Source organism: Methylotenera oryzisoli (genome assembly GCF_004661485.1).
Lineage (GTDB): Bacteria > Pseudomonadota > Gammaproteobacteria > Burkholderiales > Methylophilaceae > Methylotenera > Methylotenera oryzisoli.
On the sequence record NZ_PQVH01000008.1, the window covers coordinates 212,184 to 228,150 of the forward strand.

The 15,967-nt window shown below is 44.0% G+C and carries 15 protein-coding genes and 3 tRNA genes; 5 read left to right on the top strand and 13 right to left on the bottom strand.

What is annotated here, in order from left to right; translation table 11 throughout:
* Nucleotides 1-20: 20 nt before the first annotated feature.
* Nucleotides 21-611: a methylamine utilization protein gene (locus C3Y98_RS05750; protein ID WP_135277148.1), complete on the bottom strand. Its 591-nt coding sequence runs from the start codon at nucleotides 609-611 to the stop codon at nucleotides 21-23.
* Nucleotides 612-636: 25 nt separating this feature from the next.
* On the bottom strand, nucleotides 637-1,071 hold the full coding sequence (locus C3Y98_RS05755; RefSeq protein ID WP_135277149.1) for a group I truncated hemoglobin: 435 nt from the start codon (nucleotides 1,069-1,071) through the stop codon (nucleotides 637-639).
* Nucleotides 1,072-1,232: 161 nt separating this feature from the next.
* Between C3Y98_RS05755 and C3Y98_RS05760 the strand changes: the two genes are divergently transcribed.
* On the top strand, nucleotides 1,233-2,072 hold the full coding sequence (locus C3Y98_RS05760) for a DUF3034 family protein (protein WP_425339464.1): 840 nt from the start codon (nucleotides 1,233-1,235) through the stop codon (nucleotides 2,070-2,072).
* Nucleotides 2,073-2,119: 47 nt separating this feature from the next.
* Here C3Y98_RS05760 and C3Y98_RS05765 read toward each other — a convergent pair whose 3' ends face one another.
* The 8 genes from C3Y98_RS05765 to smc all read right to left on the bottom strand — a co-directional run bounded on the left by C3Y98_RS05765 (nucleotide 2,120) and on the right by smc (nucleotide 13,431).
* Nucleotides 2,120-2,644: an HvfX family Cu-binding RiPP maturation protein gene (locus tag C3Y98_RS05765; protein ID WP_135277150.1), complete on the bottom strand. Its 525-nt coding sequence runs from the start codon at nucleotides 2,642-2,644 to the stop codon at nucleotides 2,120-2,122.
* Nucleotides 2,645-2,713: 69 nt separating this feature from the next.
* A complete protein-coding gene (locus C3Y98_RS05770) occupies nucleotides 2,714-3,379 on the bottom strand; it encodes a protein-methionine-sulfoxide reductase heme-binding subunit MsrQ (RefSeq protein WP_135277151.1) in 666 nt (221 codons plus the stop codon).
* A 15-nt stretch (nucleotides 3,380-3,394) separates the two neighbouring features.
* Nucleotides 3,395-4,393: a protein-methionine-sulfoxide reductase catalytic subunit MsrP gene (msrP, locus tag C3Y98_RS05775; protein ID WP_135277152.1), complete on the bottom strand. Its 999-nt coding sequence runs from the start codon at nucleotides 4,391-4,393 to the stop codon at nucleotides 3,395-3,397.
* Between the two features lie 177 nt (nucleotides 4,394-4,570).
* Nucleotides 4,571-5,473 (bottom strand): tetratricopeptide repeat protein, encoded by a 903-nt coding sequence (locus C3Y98_RS05780; protein ID WP_135277153.1) that lies wholly within the window; start codon nucleotides 5,471-5,473, stop codon nucleotides 4,571-4,573.
* A gap of 35 nt (nucleotides 5,474-5,508) precedes the next feature.
* Nucleotides 5,509-6,321 carry a 3'(2'),5'-bisphosphate nucleotidase CysQ gene (gene cysQ / locus C3Y98_RS05785; RefSeq protein WP_135277154.1) on the bottom strand — a complete coding sequence of 271 codons (813 nt, stop codon included), beginning with the start codon at nucleotides 6,319-6,321 and terminating at the stop codon, nucleotides 5,509-5,511.
* On the bottom strand, nucleotides 6,318-8,351 hold the full coding sequence (gene ligA / locus C3Y98_RS05790) for an NAD-dependent DNA ligase LigA (protein WP_135277155.1): 2,034 nt from the start codon (nucleotides 8,349-8,351) through the stop codon (nucleotides 6,318-6,320). The genes cysQ and ligA overlap by 4 nt, the downstream gene beginning before the upstream one ends.
* A gap of 18 nt (nucleotides 8,352-8,369) precedes the next feature.
* The gene (locus C3Y98_RS05795; protein WP_135277156.1) at nucleotides 8,370-9,845 is read right to left on the bottom strand and encodes a cell division protein ZipA C-terminal FtsZ-binding domain-containing protein; all 1,476 of its coding nucleotides are present in this window, start codon (nucleotides 9,843-9,845) and stop codon (nucleotides 8,370-8,372) included.
* Between the two features lie 34 nt (nucleotides 9,846-9,879).
* Complete coding sequence (gene smc, locus C3Y98_RS05800; protein ID WP_135277157.1) at nucleotides 9,880-13,431, bottom strand: chromosome segregation protein SMC; 3,552 nt, start codon at nucleotides 13,429-13,431, stop codon at nucleotides 9,880-9,882.
* A 76-nt stretch (nucleotides 13,432-13,507) separates the two neighbouring features.
* Here smc and queF point away from each other — a divergent pair, with 76 nt between their 5' ends.
* The 4 genes from queF to C3Y98_RS05820 all read left to right on the top strand — a co-directional run bounded on the left by queF (nucleotide 13,508) and on the right by C3Y98_RS05820 (nucleotide 14,488).
* Nucleotides 13,508-13,954 carry a preQ(1) synthase gene (queF, locus tag C3Y98_RS05805; protein WP_135277158.1) on the top strand — a complete coding sequence of 149 codons (447 nt, stop codon included), beginning with the start codon at nucleotides 13,508-13,510 and terminating at the stop codon, nucleotides 13,952-13,954.
* A gap of 159 nt (nucleotides 13,955-14,113) precedes the next feature.
* Nucleotides 14,114-14,189 (top strand) — tRNA-Ala (locus tag C3Y98_RS05810).
* 80 nt (nucleotides 14,190-14,269) lie between these two features.
* Nucleotides 14,270-14,345 (top strand) — tRNA-Glu (locus C3Y98_RS05815).
* Between the two features lie 67 nt (nucleotides 14,346-14,412).
* A tRNA-Glu gene (locus C3Y98_RS05820) sits at nucleotides 14,413-14,488 on the top strand.
* A 150-nt stretch (nucleotides 14,489-14,638) separates the two neighbouring features.
* Here the strand turns inward: C3Y98_RS05820 and C3Y98_RS05825 are convergent.
* From C3Y98_RS05825 to C3Y98_RS05835, 3 genes are read right to left on the bottom strand one after another with little or no spacing between them, the layout of a single operon-like run.
* Complete coding sequence (locus C3Y98_RS05825; RefSeq protein WP_135277159.1) at nucleotides 14,639-15,109, bottom strand: type II secretion system protein; 471 nt, start codon at nucleotides 15,107-15,109, stop codon at nucleotides 14,639-14,641.
* Nucleotides 15,096-15,482: a type II secretion system protein gene (locus C3Y98_RS05830; RefSeq protein WP_135277160.1), complete on the bottom strand. Its 387-nt coding sequence runs from the start codon at nucleotides 15,480-15,482 to the stop codon at nucleotides 15,096-15,098. The genes C3Y98_RS05825 and C3Y98_RS05830 overlap by 14 nt, the downstream gene beginning before the upstream one ends.
* The gene (locus tag C3Y98_RS05835) at nucleotides 15,482-15,967 is read right to left on the bottom strand and encodes a type II secretion system protein (protein WP_135277161.1); all 486 of its coding nucleotides are present in this window, start codon (nucleotides 15,965-15,967) and stop codon (nucleotides 15,482-15,484) included. Before C3Y98_RS05835 ends, C3Y98_RS05830 begins: the two co-directional genes overlap by 1 nt.

Sequence of the window (15,967 nt, forward strand, 5' to 3'; positions counted from 1 at the left end):
TTAGTTGCGAGCATAATGAATTAGTTGTGGGTTTCAAGCTTTAATGAAAGCGTTTCGTTGTTTTTGATGGAGACTTTCTGCTCAGTAATAAAGTTCTCTTTCACAGTAGCGTAGTACCACGCTTTAAGCGTATGTTGGCCACTAGGTAAGTCAGTCAGTTTCACGATGCCGTTCACATCGCTTTTACCAAAATATGGCGTGTCTACAATGTGTATATAGGCCAGCATGTTGTCATGAATATTACATCCGAGTATGACCGTACCTGGCTTATCAAAAATAACAGGCTTTGCCGGCACACCTGAGTAAAGTTTCAATTCAAAAACTTTAGCAGGTGAAAACGAGTAAACATGGTGCCTCACAGAATCTTTATTAGGAAAGTTTACGCTAGTACCAACTTGCACCACACTGACAAATGGCCAGAACTGCTTATTCTTTTGATCAATATTTGCTTCAACCAACGGATTGCGGCTTGGCTTGGTATCAGTCTCTAAATAAACAACAGCGTTACTCAGCGGATTACCTGCTTGGTCATTCACTTGAACCGTAAGCTCTGCAGCGTGTAGTTGAAATGATGTTGCAAGTAGAAATAAGCTTAAGGCAGCATGCTTCATAAATTGGCTTTGTAAGAATTAATCATTAATCGGTAACAATATCACGCTTCATTGGAGCCAGGATTTTTAATAGCTCATTTTTTTCCTTAGTGCCTACATGCTTATCGAGGGCCGTTCTGAATGTTTCTACAAACAACTCAAACTCTGCACTCGTCACTTTAAGATCACGATGAGAGTTTTTCATGGTCTCACCTTCATAGACGCAACTCCCACCGGTTAGCACGCATAACTGATCAACAACACTTTGCTTTAAAGTACTTAACTTGACACCATCGAACGAACGCTTAATTTTAGGATCAGACGCAGATATGTCGATTGTTTCAGACACAACAAGCGTTAACACTGGCAGGCCACCGATACGCTCAAATAGGCTTGGATGCTCAGACTGATGACTCGAAGATTGCACTTGTGCACAAGATGAAAGCAGTAGCATTAAAATCATTAAGAAATTATTACGCATCAATTTTAAGTCTCGTTTTTTATATATCATTACTTTAATATAACCACAGTGATTAATCTATGTAATTACCTTGTTTAGTATTTTTCAAAATAACGCCAAGAAAGGCAAATGTGTCGTTAACACGCAATCTAAAAAAACAAATTTTCACATGGTCGTTGAATATTTTTGCAATCGCTCTACTGGGCCATGCCAATAGCTTATTGGCGGGGGATCGGCTATTAGCAACCGGCGGTGTAATGCAAATAGAGGGCGCTGGTGGCGGTGGATTAACTCCTTGGGCTTTAATCTCAGGCTACGGCACCGACAAACAAATCGGTAGCTCCGCTTTTTATACCGAAGCAAAAACTAATGGTGACTTTGAAATAAGCTCAGGCGGTGTGAGTGTAGGTTTATATAATCGCCTAGAAATTTCATTAAGCCAGCAGAAACTAGGGTTAAGCGACACGGTGCCGGGTGAAAGTATTCGCATGGATACCTTGGGCGTGAAATTACGCTTGTTTGGCGATGCAATCTATGACCAAGATACATGGTTACCGCAAGTGGCAATTGGTGCTCAAATCAAACACAATGAAGACTTTGATAACGTACCTAAAGCCCTAGGTGCCAAACATCAAACTGGGGTAGATCTATACATGGCCGCCACCAAGTTATATTTAGGTGCAGTACTGGGTAGAAATCTACTACTAAACGGCACACTCCAGGCAACAAAAGCCAATCAGTTCGGTTTTTTAGGTTTTGGTGGGGATCATCGCGACCACTATCAAATACAACCAGCAGCATCAGTTGCTGTGATGCTCACAGATCAATTGCTGCTGGGTACTGAGTATCGTTATAAACCAGACAATTTAAGTGTATTTAAAGAGCAAAATGCACATGATGTATTTTTAGCTTGGTTTCCAGTTAAAAACATATCACTGACTGCTGCCTACTTAGATTTGGGCAACATTGCAAATAAAGCCAATCAATCCGGTTGGTATTTGTCTGGGCAAATCTCTTATTAAACAGGATTGATGGCTCGTATTGCGCCAGCTACGTTCCCAGCCTAGAGCTATCGACTCAGCCATCTCTGTTTAATTAAATAATCTAAACTTAACTTGCCTGCGCCGCCAAACAACAAGGGTGAGAACATCACCACATAAATCAACGGTAATTTATAGTTACCAAAACCATCACCGGCTTCATCGACAATACGGTAGCCTGTCCACAAGTCATTTAAACTCATCCATTGAGCCGGCCAGTGCACAGTAGCAATCGCGACAATGGTAAGAATAATGAGTGAAACTGAAAAAAATCTTGTCGCAATGCCCAGCAACAGTGCTATCGCGCCTAATATTTCAAAATAGGTTGCTATCTGCCAGTTAACTTCTGGTGCTATCAAGCTAAATGGAAACGGAAAAGTAACGTCAACAAACCAATTGGTGCCATGGAGTTTTTCAAGCCCAGCCTCACCAAACTCATAGGCGAGAATTAGGCGTAAAAATAAGGATGGGACACTCTCAGAAAGCTGATTTAAGTAGCCAATAGTGCTTTCATACAGCCTGTAGCCACAGTTGATAAGGTTGGTTTTATACATCGGGTTCGTCCTCTAAGTTATTGGTATAACTTAGTCGATACAAACTGTAAAAACTTACAGTGATGTTTTTTAAATTACAGCAGAAAGCTTCACTTTCCGCGCCCTATCTACTTTTAATTTCATCTGACGTAATTTGTAATACAAACGCACGCCTAGCAGAAGCGCTAGTACAACCGCATAAAACAATGGCTCGCGAATATCTTTTTTAACCAACCACCAAAAATGCACTACGCCTAGCGTAGCAATTAAATAAACACTCAGATGCAGTTGTTTCCAGTGTTGCCGTAGCACCTGCATCATGTATTGATTAGAGGTAACCGCCAAAGGCACAGTCAGCAGATATGCAGCCGCCCCGACTAACACATAAGGATGCTTGATGATATCTTTGATGATATCCGCCCAATCAAACCCATAATCTAGCCATAGATAAGTAGTGATATGCAGGCTGGCATAAAAGAACATCATCAATCCAAACATACGCCTAAACTGCAATTGCCAAGTCACACCCCACAATAAGCGAACTGGAGTAAGGCTAAGTGTGGCTAATAAAATCAATAACGCCCAGAACCCAGTTGACCTTTCTACAAACTCAACGGGATTGGCGCCCAAACCATCATAAACACCCAGCCAAACTAAGCGTGTAAACGGTACTAAGCAAAGTAAGAATAGCGTGGACTTAATCCAGCTAATTTGCCTTCTGCTCGGTGTGTGTTGAAAAAATTGTTTAATGGCCATGCTATTACCTGTGACTTAAAAGTTTTTACGTAAATCCATACCCGCATACATCTGGCCTACTTGTTCGGTGTATCCATTAAACATTTGCGTTTTAATCCGTCCTGCAAATAATCCTGCGCCTATCCTTTTTTCTGAAGACTGCGTCCAGCGCGGATGGTCTACCTGAGGATTTACATTTGCATAAAACCCATACTCCCTAGGCCCCGCCTTCATCCAAGTGGTCATCGGCATTTTTTCAGTAAAACGAATTTTCACAATAGATTTTGCCCCCTTAAAACCATACTTCCAAGGCACTACTAAGCGCATCGGCGCACCGTTTTGATTGGGCAACTTTTCACCATATAACCCAACAGCCATCAGCGTGAGTGGGTTCATGGCCTCATCCATCCGCAGTCCCTCCACATAAGGCCAGTCTAATATTGGTAAATTTATCCCTGGCATTTGTTGTGAGTCAGCAAGTGATATAAATTCAACATATTTAGCATTAGCATTCGGTTCAGCCCATTTAATTAACTGAGCAAGCGGAAAACCAAGCCAAGGAATCACCATAGACCAGCCCTCAACACAGCGCATACGGTAAATACGCTCTTCTAGCGGAGCTAGCTTTAAAATCTCATCAATACCAATTGTTTTGTTTTTCTTAACTTCACCTTCAATACTAACAGTCCACGGATAAGGCTTAAATAATTTTGAATGAACAGCCGGTTCGCTTTTACTTGTTCCAAACTCGTAAAAATTATTATAGGTGGTGACATCTTCATATGAGGTAAGCTTTTCCTCTTTACCGTAGGCTGTTTTAGTGAAGTTTGGTAGCGCTGTTGCTGATTTGGATTGGTAACCGACGGGAGTGGTATGGTGTGTTGAATTTGCTGCCAACAAAAGATTGCTGTGTGCCAGTGCTGAGGTAGCAAGCAAGCCTAAGCCGGCTTGCTTGATAAAGCGGCGCCTATCTTCAAAAATCTCTTTAGGTGTTATTTCCGAGGAGGAAACATCGGTTTTATGTAGAATAATCATCAGGAGACCCAGTACAAAGTGTATGTTATAGAAGCATTAAACCTGCATGAATGATGTGTGAATAGACTGCTTAGCTGTGACCGTCTAATTCATCATGAGTTTAACTAACATACCTTAGTCTGGGTTGAGGCAATATCCTTACAAAAAATTAGTGGCTAAAAAAATAGCAAAGCCTGACTAAATCAAGCCTTTAGTTTCTTTTTCGATATCATCTGCAAGCGCTTGATCATGTGCGTTTTTTGCAATTGATTTAGCCTGGTCAATTAACGTTTTTGCAGTTGCGCTATCACCTGTTGCCGCTTTTACTTGTGCCAATATGCAGTAACCGTAAGCTTCGTAGTAGGCACCACCCTGGTCTTTCGCAAATTTAATAATTTTATTCAGAGTACGCTCTGCATGATCATAATTTTTTGCGGCAGCATAATAACGGCCTAATTCAATGCTTGAATGTGCGTATTGATCCAGCGTACCTGATTTTTCATGTCTCAAAAATGCTTTAATTTGAAACTCCAACGCTGCATCATGCTGATTTAGTTTATGGTAAGCCAGCGCGATAGATTCAAAACTTTCACCTCGCTCATTATCGTTTGCTGCCAGCGCACTACCCGCCAAATAAGCGTCTAGCGACTGCTGGTACTTACCGGCATTTAGATATGCGTTGCCTTCACTTTGATAGGCCGCGCGTTCAAACGCTTTACTTTTAATGCTTTTGGCAAGTTGCAAGCTTTGCTCATAACTTGCAATTGCTTGTTCATACAAGCCAGCGTCTTTATACGTATGCCCGCTGACCAGTGCAATAATCATTTTATCAAACCCGTCTGTCGCTTGCTGTTCTGCTAACTTGAATGATTTGAGTGCGTCGTCTAATTTACCCTGTCCACTATAAACGCGACCTTGGCATAGCAACGCATCCTTGTCATTTTTGTTAGTATCTAGCGCCTTGTTCGCAAAACTTAATGCCGCAGGAAAGTCCATTTGATCATAGGCTTTATTACATGCAGATGCATGATCACTTGCTGCATAAATAGTATTAAAAAACAGAGAAGTAGCTATTACAGTTAAAGTTTTATGTAGCTTCATTTTTGCTCGATGCTGTTAGATGAAATAAGTAACGATTATAAAAAATTTGCCCACTGCTGAGACTTCTCGGCAGTTGCAAAAAAATGCGGGTTTAATAGCGATGGCTTAGCGTTATAGCTTAGCGCCACTGCCTGCATATCTACAATATCACCGCCAGCCTCTTGTAGCACGCAATGCCCAGCTGCGGTATCCCACTCGTATGTAGGGCCTAAGCGTGGATACACATCGGCTTTGCCTTCGGCGACCAAGCAAATTTTTAGAGAGCTGCCCAAGCTGATAAGTTCAGGCTTCATCAGAGTTGCCGCTTCCACGCCGTGCATAAACCTCTGAAACCTTTCATCAGAGTGTGATCTGCTACCCGCAACGGTAATCTGTGCCAGATTTAACGGCTTTGCGTAAATTCGTTGTGCAGGCGTTGCTCCCTGCTGCTTATAAGCACCCTGCCCTTTACTGGCATAGTAAGTTAAACCGGTAACTGGGGCATAAACTACCCCCATGATCGATTGATGTTGGCTAATTAAGGCAATGTTAACCGTGAACTCTCCATTACGTTTGAGAAACTCGCGCGTGCCATCCAATGGATCAATTAACCAGTATGTTTGCCAGCTTAACCGTGAGCCTATATCAACCTCATCAGACTCTTCAGATAACACCGGAATGTCAGGCGTTAGTTGGCGAAGCCTTGCAACAATAATATCGTGTGCGGCAATATCTGCTTCTGTAAGTGGCGAGTTATCTGACTTCATTTCATAGCCAAAGTCAGTCGAGTAAATCTGCATAATCGCCTCACCAGCATCTTTAGCAATGGCAATCACATCCGCTTGAAATTGATGACTTTCATTGATCATGATGGTTCACTTTCCGCTAGTACTGCCAATAATCCTGCCTCATCGATAATCGTAATGCCCAATAATTGTGCCTTCTCCAACTTGCTTCCTGCATCTGCACCTGCCACCACAAAGTCTGTTTTTTTAGAAACACTGCCTGCTACTTTTCCACCAGCTGCCTCTATCAGTGTTTTGGCATCATCGCGTGACAGGCTTGGTAAAGTGCCAGTTAACACAAAGGTTTTACCAACAAGCATACCGGTTGCTTGTTGCCTGCCTTCTGTTTCCACCCAGTGTATTCCAGCATTTAACAGTGCATCAATGACGCTTTTATTATGTGCTTCAGTAAAGAAGTTTCTAATTGACTCAGCAACAATTGGGCCAACATCATTCACCTCTAACAAGTCTTCAATGCTGGCAGCCATTAACGCCTTTAAGTTGCCAAAATGTTTTGCTAAATCTTTAGCAGTAGCTTCACCAACATTGCGCATACCGAGTGCATAAATAAAGCGTGCAAGTGTGGTTTCCTTGCTGGCATTCAGTGCATCTAAGATATTTTGAGCAGATTTTTCTGCCATACGCTCAAGATTACTGAGCGTATGCATATCAAGACTATAAATATCTGCCAGCGTATGCACCAAGTTAGCCTCAACCAACTGGTCTACTAGCTTTTCACCCAAGCCTTCAATATCCATAGCACGGCGCGAAGCGTAGTGTGTAATTGCCTGTTTACGCTGCGCAGGGCAAAATAGCCCGCCAGTACAACGTGCAACCGCTTCATCTTCCTGCTTGAGAATATGCGAACCGCACTCTGGACATACCGTAGGCATTTCAAAACGGCGTGCATGTGGCTGCCGATTGGCGAGCACTACGCTCACGACTTCTGGAATCACATCCCCAGCCCTACGCACACTGACGGTATCACCGATTAAAATATCTTTACGGCGAATTTCATCCTCATTATGCAAGGTGGCGTTAGTCACAGTTACGCCACCCACAAACACGGGCTTTAATCGTGCAACCGGAGTTATCGCCCCAGTTCTGCCTACTTGCACGGTGATATCTTCCACCAGTGTGAGAGCCTCTTGCGCAGGGAACTTATGCGCGACTGCCCAACGAGGGGCGCGTGAGACAAACCCCAATTCATCTTGCTGGTTAAACTGATTGACTTTGTAGACCACGCCGTCAATATCAAAAGGTAATTGCTGGCGTAACTGGCCTATTTTCTCATAATACGCACTAAGCCCTTGTACACCGTACACCACATCACGCACGCTACTGACGGGGAAGTGCAAGCTGGCTAAGTAATCCATGGCCGCGCCATGACTGTTCAGTGCGGGCACGCCATCAGCCACACCTAGGCCATAGGCAAAGAATGTAAGTGGGCGTGTAGCGGTCACCTTTGCATCTAGCTGACGCAGACTGCCTGCAGCTGCATTGCGTGGGTTTGCAAACAACTTTTCGCCTTTTGCCAACTGCGCTTGATTAAGTTTGTCGAAGTCACGTTTCAACATGAGCACCTCACCGCGCACTTCTAGCAACGCTGGAGGGTTTTCACAATTCAAACGCATAGGTATGGCACGTAAGGTACGTAGATTATGCGTTACGTCTTCGCCGGTGTAGCCGTCGCCACGTGTAGCGCCTTGCGTAAAAACACCGTGTTCGTAAGTTAATGTGATGGCAAGGCCATCGAACTTTGGCTCTACAGCATACTCAACTTGTGCAATACCCAATGCCTCGCGGATACGTTTATCAAAAGCCTCTAACTCACTCTGCTCAAACGCATTATTAAGGGAAAGCATGGCTTGACGATGAGTAATGCTGTTAAACGCATTGGTAGCGGTACCGCTCACACGCTGAGTTGGCGAGTCTGGCACCACAAGGCTGGGATATTGGTGCTCAAGGGCTTGTAGTTCACGATAGATTTTATCGTATTCACTATCAGGAACAGAAGGAGCATCAAGCGCATAATACTCGTAGTCGTAACGCGCGATTAACTCACGCAACTCTAAAACACGCTGCTCAGCGTCGCTTAACTTCGGATCTGACATTAAATCTAACCTTGAAACTTATGAGAATAATCTACGCGCACTGTCTGAGCCTGGTACGATGCCTCGCACTAACATGGTGGCGTAAATCACTTTGAGTTGCTGCCGAATTTTTTCAATCTGCATATCGCCTAATGGTCTATTGTTATCATCTACCAACACCGCATTTAAGCCGGCTTCCATATTCCGAGCTATTTGAACCATATGATTAAACGCCTCAGTACAATGCATCACATGCGGGATATCTAGCTGAAAAGTGACAGCTTTCACTACACTCGTTCTTAACATTTCAGGGTTAAATGGGTAATTGTCTCGATTAAACATCATAAATGAAACGGACGATGGCTTAGCATTGGCTTGAGATGTGTCACTTTCATCATAATACTTAAATGTACCATCAGCCTCTAGCACCAAGCCCTGCGCCTCACTGAGGCCTCTTAACTTAGTGCCGGTGAAAGCGCCATGATCGCCATGTACCAAGTGAAAGCCCATCGTTTTATCCACTTCGATGCAAAAAGCATCTAACGCTGAGGCGGCTAATAATGAGTCACCATTGCTTTGCCATTCAACGTGTCCGTCAATATCTAATCCTAAGGTTTCTACCGCCAACTGGAATCGATTTAAGACACTGCGAGTCACTGCACCAGCACGATCAGCGAGCTGTAAACTGCATGTAATTTTTGTGGTAGTGTCATTAGCAATTTCTGGCTGCACCGCTAGTGCAGTTAACGGTACCCAATCTGTTTCGTGAATTAACGCATGCAGATGAATCGGCTTATCGTAATCTTCAAAAAAACCACCAATACTTGCCGTAATATTAACAATACTGGTTTCATTGGCTAGATAGATCACCGCTATTAAGTCCATCTGTGATTGCAGCATGGCAGGCAAACTGGATTTAGTCACATCATTGACTACAGCTGGCTTAGGGGGTGTTGCTATTGCCAACTTAGCTGTCGCTACAGGCTCGGCACTCTTATGATTAGCCGCATCATCTGGTAATACGCTGACCGCTGGGGCAGTATTGATTTGATTAAAAGCATCATTGAAAATTGCTTTGATTTCTTCATGCTGGGCTGGCTTGATATCTGCACTGCTACTGACCTCCTTAACCACCTCACTCAAGTCTTCATCCGGCGTATGGTGATGCTCATGGCTCTGCCTAGCCACTAGTTCTGAATAGGTCTCATCAATATCATCCAAGGCATTCCCATCGTTTTCTGCGCCTGTGTCATTCAGCGCTGCAAACCTGGTGTCATGATCATCATGGTCAAAGCGCTGTTTCAAACGCTCGGTATCGATAGAGAAATTATCCTCGGCAAACTCATTAACAGTATCTGTACTTACGCCGTCATTTAGCAACGCATCATTTTGTAATTGAGAGAAGCTGCTTTCCACTTGCTGGTTGAACTTACGCTCCTGCCACCAGTTAAACAATAGTACGGCAGCAATGATTAAAGCACCAATAATGATTAATATGATTTGCAAATCGTTCATTTACATTAAACTCTCAACTAAATGACAGGCGCCATTAAGACGCTGTCTCAACCATTTTTACAGCCGCATCCATATCTACGTCCACAATGCGTGAAACCCCTGATTCCTGCATAGTAACACCGATTAATTGCTGCGCCATTTCCATCGTAATTTTATTATGACTCACATATAAAAATTGTGTTTTCTCAGACATTTTTTGCACCATCGCACAAAACCTCTCTGTATTACTGTCATCCAGCGGTGCATCTACTTCATCCATCAGGCAAAATGGCGCCGGGTTAAGCCTAAATAACGCAAAAACCAAGGCTAGCGCTGTTAGCGCCTTTTCACCGCCTGATAACAAATGAATCGTACTATTCTTTTTACCTGGGGGTTGCGCAAACACCTGCATCCCAGTGTCTAAAATCTCATCGCCTAACATCTCCAATTTAGCCTGACCACCACCAAACAAGGTAGTAAACAACTCATTAAAATGTTTATTGGCTTCATCAAACGTGTGCTGCAAACGGCTACGCGTTTCACGGTCTATTTTAGAGATTGCATCTTCTAGAGTTTTGCTAGCTTCAGTCAAGTCTTGGCATTGGCTGTCAATATACTGCTTACGCGCCTGCTCTGAAGCTAACTCCTCTATTGCAGCCAAGTTCACAGCTCCCAAGGCTTCAATATCTGATGTTAGCTTGGTTTTTTTCCTTTCAAGGTCAGTGACTTTAACCTCTGCAGCAACACTCTGCTTTAAATGACTTTCAAGCACAGCCTCTTCAATATTGGATGCCGTAAGCTCAGCCTGACATTGCTCAAAATGAATACGCGCTTCTTGTTCGCTTAAACGGCTAGCCTCCAACTTATCACGCAAGGGATGCAACTGTTGTTCTTGCTGCAAACGCTCGCGCTCCTGCTGCTGCAAAATGGTTTCGTTCTCACTCATCGCATTACGCAAGCGCACTAAGGATAACTCACGCTGCTGCTTGGCATTTAACGCCGCTTCTAGGTTAGCTTTTAAAGCCTCCATCTTCGTTGCGGCCAAAGTAGTCTCGACCTCTGCACATCGCAATTTCAGTGAAGCATTTTCCTCTTGTATAGATTTAAGTTTTGACTCTAATTCATTGATATTATTTGTTATTAATTTTAAATTAAAACTTTTCTCTTGATGAATACGCTCAGCCACCTGCAACTGCGATCTGGCCTCGTTTAATAAATTATCTGCAGACTGTTTCTTTGATTCCTGCGACAACTTCTCATGCTGCAGTGCTGTAAGGCTTTCTGTGATTGTATTGAGTAAGGTTTGCTTTTGTATACTTTCAGCCTGCAGCTTCTGCAGTTTTTCTTCAGCAAGATTGCAATCCACCTGCAGCATAGTTTGACGTTGTATTGCATTTGCTTGCTGCTGTTTAAGTTGCTGCAAATGCAAATTCAACTGATGTGCCTGCTGCGTTACATGCTTGAGTTGCTGTTGATGCGTATGCTGTGCAGCACGTAACTGTTGCATATTGTGCTCAAGCTGTAACAACTGCTCACTTTCAAGCACCAACTGCGCTTGCGCTTCTGGCAACTGATTCTGCAGGCTAACCAAACGTGCTTGGCGTTCCAGCACACCATGCAGCACCGACTGCTCGCCGAAATAAGTCACACTTTGTCGAGTATAAATATCCCCGTGCTGGTTCACCAAACATTCGCCATGCTGCAATGAGCCAGCAGCCTGTGCAATATCAGCATCACGCTCTAATATATACACACCAGCTAACCAGTCTTGCAACACTGCATGATAGCTAGGTTCTACATGCTCAACTAACGACAGCATAGCGGTATAGGGAGCCACCTTATCGCTAGCAACATGATTAATAGCAGAAGCGGCTGCTAGCGTTACAGCAACCGGCGCTCTAACTGCCATAGCGGCTTCAATCAACGATTGATCACATGCGATAGCATTAAGTTTTGCACCAAGAAATGCCTCAAAAGCTTGCTCCCAGCCAGACTTAATCCGTACAAGCTGCCACAGCCTTGTGTTTTGTTGCTGCTGGTGACTCAAACCCGTGCCAGTTAGCCAAGCGCTTAATGCAGACGTATCATCCACCTTACGCATAGACTGCTGCAGCTTAGCCAATGAGTTAATTTCAGCTTCAAGTACATGCAGTGCGCGTTGTTGCTGATGCACCGTTTCTCTATGATTTTTAATCTGATCATGCAAAGCCTGCTCCTGCTGAGCGGCCTGAGTACTTTTCTGCTCTAATTCAGCAACTTGCAATGTCAATGCGTTAAGTTCCGACTCTTGCTCAACCAGCAGACTATCCGCCGATATCTGCAGTGACGCATAACTTTGCTGTAATCGCTTGAGCTGTTCATTGGTTTCTGCAATTGAACGAGACAAATGTTCCATATTTGCCTGCTCTAAACGTAAGCGCTGCTCTGTATTTAACCAGGTTGATTGACTAGCATTAAAAGCAGCGAGTGCCACCTGATAGCTCTGCAACTGCAACGGCACAGCCAAACGTGCCGCATTCACGACCTCCTCGGCATGTATGCAATCGGCATTTGCCTGAGCAAGCTCGGCCTGTGCTAAACCTTGCGCACTCTCGACCTGGCTATGCTGTTGCGTGTTCTTCTCTAACTGCACAGATAGTTGATGCAACTGTATCTGCAAGCGCTCGCGTGCGTCTGCAGTGTTTTTCACTTGATTTTCGAGGTTAGATACCTCTGCACTCGCTTCGTAATATGCAGCTTGGGCGACATTCACTGCGTCACTTGAAGCAACATGCTGCTGCCTGAGCGTTTCAAGCGTATTTTCACTATGTCGCAAGCTTGCCATTTGCGCTTCCAGTGCATTGACTAGCTGCTCAACAGCACGTTGCGACTTTTCCCACTGTGTACTTGCATCGCGCTTTTTTAATAACCAAATCTGCGCTTTAGTGATATTTAAAGCTTCTTGCATTTGATTGTACTGCGCGGCTACTGCGGCTTGTGATTGCAAACGTACGATTTGCGCATCCAACTCACGTAAAATGTCCTCTACACGTAACAGATTTTCACGGGTGTCACGTAAACGCTTCTCAGTTTCTTTGCGCCGCTCTTTATATTTACTCACCCCGGCGGCCTCTTCAAGGAACACGCGCATCTCTTCAGGGCGCGCCTCTACAATACGGCTAATCGTATTTTGGCCGATAATCGCATAGGCCCTGCCGCCCAAACCTGTTCCCAAAAACAAATCTGCCACGTCACGGCGACGTACCACAGTATTATTAATGTAGTAAGTAGACCCCTTATCACGCTCAATCACCCGTTTTACGGAGATTTCCGCATACTGAGACCACTCACCGGCCGCACTACCCAAGCTATTATCAAACACCAACTCCACACTTGCGCGGGATATAGGCTTGCGGTTTCCTGAACCATTAAAGATCACAGCATCCATCGCATCTGCACGCATTTCTTTGGCAGACGACTCCCCCAGCACCCAGCGTACAGATTCCATGACATTGGATTTACCGCAGCCATTGGGGCCAACCACGCCAACACGCTGCCCGTGAATATGCAGCGTTGTCGGATCAACAAATGATTTGAAACCTGAGAGTTTGAGATGGGTTAAACGCAAAATGAACTTTTACTAATTAGGTTTGACTTAGGGCGTTATAATAACGTTTTTTAAGCTAAAAGCTCTACTATCTATCATGACTGATCTATCACTAGGTGCAAAACCAACCGCACAGCCCTCTAAAACTTTAGAGACATTTGAAAGCCCAACAACGTCACGTGACTTTCATATCCATATGGAAATCCCAGAGTTCACGTGCTTATGCCCTAAAACAGGCCAGCCTGACTTTGCCGTCATTTATTTAGATTACATTCCAGATCAACTCTGTGTGGAGCTTAAAAGCCTGAAACTCTACATGTGGTCGTTCCGCGACGAAGGCTGCTTCCATGAAGCCGTGACTAATCGCATATTGGATGACTTGGTTGCAGCAACACAGCCAAAATTTATGCGTGTGACCGCTAAATTTTATGTCAGGGGTGGCGTGTTTACCAACGTGATTGCTGAGCATCGCAAATCAGGCTGGCAGCCACAACCGCGTGTTGAATTAACGCAATTTGAAAGCCAATCTAACATCCGCGGTTAAGCGTAATCATCAATAGAGATAGCGGCAGCTTGATCGGTGTGTAAATTCTTTTAGAATTTACACAAATTAGAAGGAAAGTGATTGACAAGCCCCGCGCCCATCTTTAATATGGCGCCTCGCTAACATTGCAACAGCTTAAAACAATATGTTGTAGGTTTTGGGGGTATAGCTCAGCTGGGAGAGCGCTTGCATGGCATGCAAGAGGTCAGCGGTTCGATCCCGCTTACCTCCACCAAAAAGACTTACAAATCACTTCGATTTATAAGCAAATTGTTGTAAAATACTGCACTTGTTAGCTAAGCGGTAAATTCTTAGGTCCCCATCGTCTAGAGGCCTAGGACACCTCCCTTTCACGGAGGCGACCGGGGTTCGAATCCCCGTGGGGACGCCAAAAGTTTTCAGTAACTATTGGCAAATTTAAAGCAAAGTATTAGTTTCAAATAGTAGTAAATTCTTAGGTCCCCATCGTCTAGAGGCCTAGGACACCTCCCTTTCACGGAGGCGACCGGGGTTCGAATCCCCGTGGGGACGCCAATAAATTGGCAGTATAAACACAGAAGATTCAATCAAAGTAACCAGCACATGTTAACAATGTTCTGGTTTTTTCGTTTTTAACGTCTGCAATTACTCCAGCCTTTTATAACCCACTCATTCTTGTGTTATTTTTTGATTAACTGACCATGATTATCTTTCTGGCACGTATGCAAAAAACCATCCCTCATAGGCTGGTTGATTTTCAAAATATCGATACACTGGCCTGAAGTTTTTGGTTTTGAAAGGCTTTAAAGGTGATTTACTGTACACCCCCAATACACCACCACTAGGCGCCTGCAATATACCCCAATCTGCAACTTGAGTAATGGGATCAGCATAAATCTTTCTTAAATAACGCCGTGGTACAGGGAAGCGGTCATCTTTTAACAACGCCTCTAAATTTGGCGGGTACTGTTTAATCACACCGGGCGTTTGGTTGTAATAATTACCGATTGCCCGCCTGATAGTATCTCCCACTTTAAGTAGCTCCTGCTCCCTTTCGCGCTTTCTAGCTTCATTCCATTTAACGCCTGCAGCAGCTAATACTAGGCCGGCAATCATAATAAGTACAAGCAACCCAATTAAGATAAAACCAGCCTGCTGCTTACTACCAGTCTGCATAATTAGTACCGTCAGATGCAACCATATCAGCCCCACTGTGAATATCATAAATTGCGCCCTTGTCTTCAACATCCAGCGGCGGAGAAAAAACCCAAGTCAACGTGCTTTGGGTAATTGGGTCTTCAGGTACAGACCGCAAATACTTGTGCTGTACTAACTCCTCAATCGTTTCCGGATAAGCATTCTTGTCGCTATAAAACTTATCTATCGCGTCTCGCATGGTGATAAGGTCATGTTTTAATATGGTTTCCTTAGACCGATCAATCGAATTGAAATACCTAGGTGTTACCAAACTTAGCAGTGTGGCGATAATCGCTAGCACTACCAATACTTCTATCAGTGTAAAGCCTTGATTATTATTTTTCACGCACATTACCATTCACGATAAGGTTGTTGATTAATGCCGATTTCATTGGAAAGTGAATGTACATCATAGACATCATCTCCTGCCTCTGGCGTTTGAAAGGAACTCATATAGCTACGCTTACCCCATGTTTCATCTGCACTTAAAGAGGTATCGTTTGAAAATGGGTCTCGCGGTATATTGCGCATAAAGTAAATCTTCCGTTTTTTTGGATCTTGAATATTTTCCACCCCGACAACCAACACCTTTAGTGATGGCGGATACCCTGACTGGTCAATAGACTTTTTAATCAGGCCGTCATCCACAGCTTGTTTGTAGTGATCGATGGCATCACGAATTTGCCATAGGGATTTTTTTAGCTCCTGCTCCTTATTACGCTTTGCCGATAGCTGTACCATTGGCGCGGCAGAACTCACAAGCAAGGCAAGCAGTACCAAAGATACCAATAACTCAATCAGCGTGAAGCCTTTGTATTTTATAAATGACTTGGGCAT